The 4,358-nt window shown below is 70.5% G+C and carries 4 protein-coding genes; all 4 read left to right on the top strand.

Features of this window, described 5'->3' with window-relative positions:
* The coding region (locus tag ACFWF3_RS26005) for an acyl-CoA dehydrogenase family protein (protein ID WP_379315926.1) at window positions 1–841 on the top strand (841 nt) is incomplete at its 5' end.
* The gene (locus tag ACFWF3_RS26000) at window positions 838–2,178 is read left to right on the top strand and encodes an LLM class flavin-dependent oxidoreductase (RefSeq protein ID WP_379315924.1); all 1,341 of its coding nucleotides are present in this window, start codon (window positions 838–840) and stop codon (window positions 2,176–2,178) included. The genes ACFWF3_RS26005 and ACFWF3_RS26000, both read left to right, overlap by 4 nt.
* On the top strand, window positions 2,178–3,509 hold the full coding sequence (locus ACFWF3_RS25995) for an NtaA/DmoA family FMN-dependent monooxygenase (RefSeq protein ID WP_379315922.1): 1,332 nt from the start codon (window positions 2,178–2,180) through the stop codon (window positions 3,507–3,509). Before ACFWF3_RS26000 ends, ACFWF3_RS25995 begins: the two co-directional genes overlap by 1 nt.
* Before the next feature lie 17 nt (window positions 3,510–3,526).
* Window positions 3,527–4,358, top strand: an 832-nt coding sequence (locus tag ACFWF3_RS25990; RefSeq protein ID WP_379315920.1) for an aldo/keto reductase, incomplete at its 3' end; no start/stop codon positions are given.

Here is a 4,358-nt window from a genome sequence, read left to right as displayed (position 1 = left end):
CGCGACGGACGGCGCGCTGATCAACGGGCTCGCCGTCGAACGCGAACTGGGCAGCCTCTCCCGCGGCGGCATCCCGGCCACCACCGCCACCCGCCTGCCCTCGGGGGACTGGCGCATCGACGGTGAGAAGGCCTACGCCACCGGCATTTCCGGGCTGAGCTGGTTCACCGTCACCACCAGCACCGCCGAACCGAGCCCGCGGGTGGCGACCTTCCTGCTCGACCGCACCGCCACCGACTGGCACGTCGAACCGACCTGGAATCACCTGGGCCTGCGCGCTTCCGACACCCAGTCGGTGGTCTTCGACGGCACGGTCGTCGCCGAAGCCAGGCTCGTCGACCTGCGCGACGCCCACGGCGGCACCGCCAAGATTCGCCGAGCCGGACGCCAATCGCTGCCCCTGCTGTTGGCCGCGAACTACAACGGCGTCGCGATCGCGGCACGGGACTGGCTGGTGCGCTACCTGCACACCAGAGTGCCCACCGCACTGGGTGATTCGCTGGCCACCGTGCCGCGCTTCCAGGACCGTGTAGGTGAGATCGAAGCCTGGATCCAGACCAGCCGCGCACTGGTACGCCAGGGCGTGGCCAGCCTGGCCGACGACGAGCACGGGCGCCTGCCCGCACTGGCCAAACACGTCGCGACCTCGACCGCCATCCGGGTCACCGAATCCGCGCTCGACCTGACCGGTAACCCCGGCCTCGACCGACGACATCCGCTCGAACGCCACCATCGCGATGCCATGGTCGGGCGAATCCACTTCCCGCAGAGCGACTTCGTGCTCGCCGATCTCGGTCGCGCCGCGCTGGCGGCGGGCCGTGTCAAGGAGGAACAGCCGTGACCCGACGACAGGTGCACCTCAACGTCAACATTCTCAACGCCGGCGTGTTCGGCGGCTCGTGGCGCTTCCCCGGCACCGACCCCGCCGCGAGTTTCACCCTCGACCACTACGTGCGCATCGCCCAGCGCGCCGAGGAGGCCAAGTTCGACGCGATCTTCCTCGCCGACGGGCCCGCCATCCGCGAGGACATCCGGTACCGGCCGTTCAACAGCCTCGAACCGACCGTGATCCTGGCCGCCGTCGCCGCGGCCACCGAGCGCGTCGGCCTCATCGCCACCCTGTCGTCGAGCTACAACGACCCCTACGACGTCGCCCGCCGCTTCGCCTCGCTCGACCTGCTCAGCGGCGGTCGCACCGGCTGGAACGTGGTCACCACCGCCGGTGTCGACGCGGCGCGCAACTTCGGCTTCGACGCCGAACCGGCCCATGGCGCCCGCTACGAACGCGCCGCCGAATTCGTCGAGGTGGTGCGCGCGCTCTGGAACAGCTGGGAGCCCGACGCGCTGATCGGCGACAAGGCCACCCACCGCTTCGCCGACTACACGCGCATCCACGCCGTCGATCACCACGGCCCGCACTTCGACGTGGCCGGTCCGCTGAATGTTCCGCGCTCGCCGCAGGGCGAACCGGTGGTCGTGCAGGCCGGTGCGTCGAAAGACGGCCGGGCACTGGCCGCCCGGGTCGGCGAGGTGATCTTCACCGCCGCCCAGACCGCGGACGAGGCGGGGGAGTACTACCGCGACGTGAAGGCGCGTGCCGTCGGCTACGGGCGCAGGGCCGAGGACGTCCTGATCCTGCCCGGCCTGTCCACCGTGCTCGGTTCCACCGAAGCCGAGGCCGCCCAGCGCCGTGAACTGCTGGCCGAACTCGTGCCACCGGACTACGCGCTCGATCGGCTCGCCACCCAGCTCGGCGTCGACCGTGACGATCTCACCCTCGACGGCCCGCTCCCGTGGCACCTGCTGGCCGACCCCGACGAGGCGGGCGGGTCACAGACCTTCTACAAGATCGCCCTCGGCCTCGCCCGGCGCGAGAACCTGACGGTGCGCCAGCTGCTGCGACGCCTCGGCGGCGGCGCGGGCCACCGCATCGTCACCGGCACACCGGAACAGGTCGCCGACGCGATCATCGACTGGGTCGAGGCGGGCATAGCCGACGGCTTCAACCTGATGCCCGATGTCCTACCCGGCGGCTTCGACGACTTCGTCGACGGCGTCGTGCCGATCCTGCGCGAGCGCGGCGTGTTCCGCACCGACTACGAGGCGACCACCCTGCGCGGTCACCTCGGCCTGCCCGTCCCCACCTACCCGGGCACCATCGCAGAAGGGGCTGCCTGATGGCACGCAGACTGCACTTCCTCGTCAACGTCGGCAGCGCCGGCTACCACCCGGCCGCCTGGCTCGAACCGACCCTGCCCGCCGACGCCTTCATCCAGCTCTCGCACTACCAGCGGGTCGCGGCCGAGGCCGAACGCGGCGGACTCGACGGCCTGCTGTTCCCGGATATCCCGGTGCAGCAGCCCGGCATCGCCCGAGCGCCCGCCGCCACGCTCGATCCGATCCTGCTCAGCTCGGCGCTGGCCGTGACGACCGAGCGCATCGGGCTGATCCCCACCGCGACCAGCTCGCTGAACCTGCCCTACAACCTGGCCCGGCGGATCCTCTCGCTCGACCACGTGAGCGGGGGCCGAGCGGGCTGGAATGTGGTCACCACGTTCGAACCGAATGCTGCTCGCAACTTCGGCATCGCCGAGCTGCCCGAGCGCGACGAACGGTACCGGCGTGCCGCCGAGTACGTCTCGCTGACCGAGAAGCTGTGGGACAGTTGGGAATCCGACGCGCTGATCGGCGACCAGGAAGCCGGTGTCTTCGCCGATCCGGATCGGGTACACGCGGTGGATCACCGGGGCGAGTTCTACTCCGTCGCCGGTCCACTGAATGTGCTGCGCTCCCCGCAGGGCCGCCCGGTTCTCGTGCAGGCCGGAGCCTCCCCGCAGGGCCGGGCCTTCGCGGCCGCCCACGCCGAGGCGATCTACACGACCCAGCTCAGCCTGTCTGCCGCGCGTAGCTTCTCGGCCGAGATCCGCTCGGCAGCGGTGGCTTCCGGCCGCGATGGCGACGCTATCCGGATCCTTCCCGGCCTGGTCCCGGTGATCGGGTCCACCGAAGCCGAGGCCCGCGCACGGTTCGACGAGTTGCAGGGGCGGCTGCACCCCGACAGCGCTCCGGTGCGCCAGTTCGCCCGCTGGCTCGGCTATCCCGACGTCGACCTCGACTCCCCGCTGCCGCACCAGCTCACCACGCTGCCCGCCGACCGGATCGGACCGCAGGGCTTCTTCGCCTCCCTCACCGGCTACGCGCTCGAAACCGGCCACACCGTGCGGCAATTGCTCACCGAGTTTTTGGGCGGGCACCGCGTGGTGATCGGGACACCACAGACGGTCGCCGACCACATCGAGCTGTGGCACCGCAACGCGGGCATCGACGGCTTCACCATCATCCCGGCCGTCCTGCCCGGCTACCTCACCGACTTCGTCGACCAGGTCGTGCCCGAATTGCGCAAGCGCAGGCTCTTCCGCCGCGAATACGAACACACCACCCTGCGCGGTCACCTCGGCCTGTCCGAACCCGCGAACTCCTTTGCCCGCGAAACTGTTTCCACAACCTGAAAGTGACAACCCACTCCATGACACTGCGACACCTCGGCCGCACCGGCGTACTGGTGAGCCCACTCACGCTGGGCGCCATGAACTTCGGCGCCTGGGCCAACCCCGACCACGACGACGCGGCGACGATCATCCACCGCGCCCTGGACGCGGGCATCAACGTCGTCGACACCGCCGACGTGTACTCCCAGGGGGAGAACGAACAGATCGTCGGGAAGGCCCTGCGTGGGCGCCGCGACGAGGTGGTCCTCGCCAGCAAGTTCCACGGCCAGATCGGCACCGACCCGAACAGTCGCGGCAACTCCCGGCGCTGGATCATCCGTGCCGTCGAGGACTCGCTGCGCCGCCTCGGCACCGACCACCTCGACCTCTACCAGGTGCACCGCCCCGACCCGGACGTCCCGCTGGAGGAGACACTGCGCGCGCTGGACGATCTGGTGCGCGCGGGCAAGATCCGCTACTACGGCACCACGACGTTCGAACCGCATCAGCTGGTCGAGGCGCAATGGGTGGCTCAGGACCGCAACCTGGCGCGTCCGGTCACCGAGCAGCCGCCGTATTCGATCCTGGCTCGTGGCGCCGAACGCGCCACCCTGCCGATCGCCGAGCGGCACGGCCTGGGCGTCCTCACCTGGAGTCCGCTCGCGGGCGGCTGGCTCTCCGGCCGCTACCGGGCGGGGGAGACCGCGCCCGAGTCGAGCAGGCTCGCCCGGCAGCCGCACCGGCACGACCCCGAACTGGTCGCCAACCAGCGCAAGCGCGCCGCCGCCGAGGAATTGGCGAAACTCGCCGACGAAGCGGGCATCTCGCTGGTGCATCTGTCGCTGGCGTTCGTGCTCCAGCATCCGGCGG

The organism is Nocardia sp. NPDC060220 (assembly GCF_042727815.1).
GTDB lineage: Bacteria > Actinomycetota > Actinomycetes > Mycobacteriales > Mycobacteriaceae > Nocardia.
Note: the sequence above shows the minus strand (reverse complement) of the source record. Positions and strands in the feature narration are given on the sequence as shown.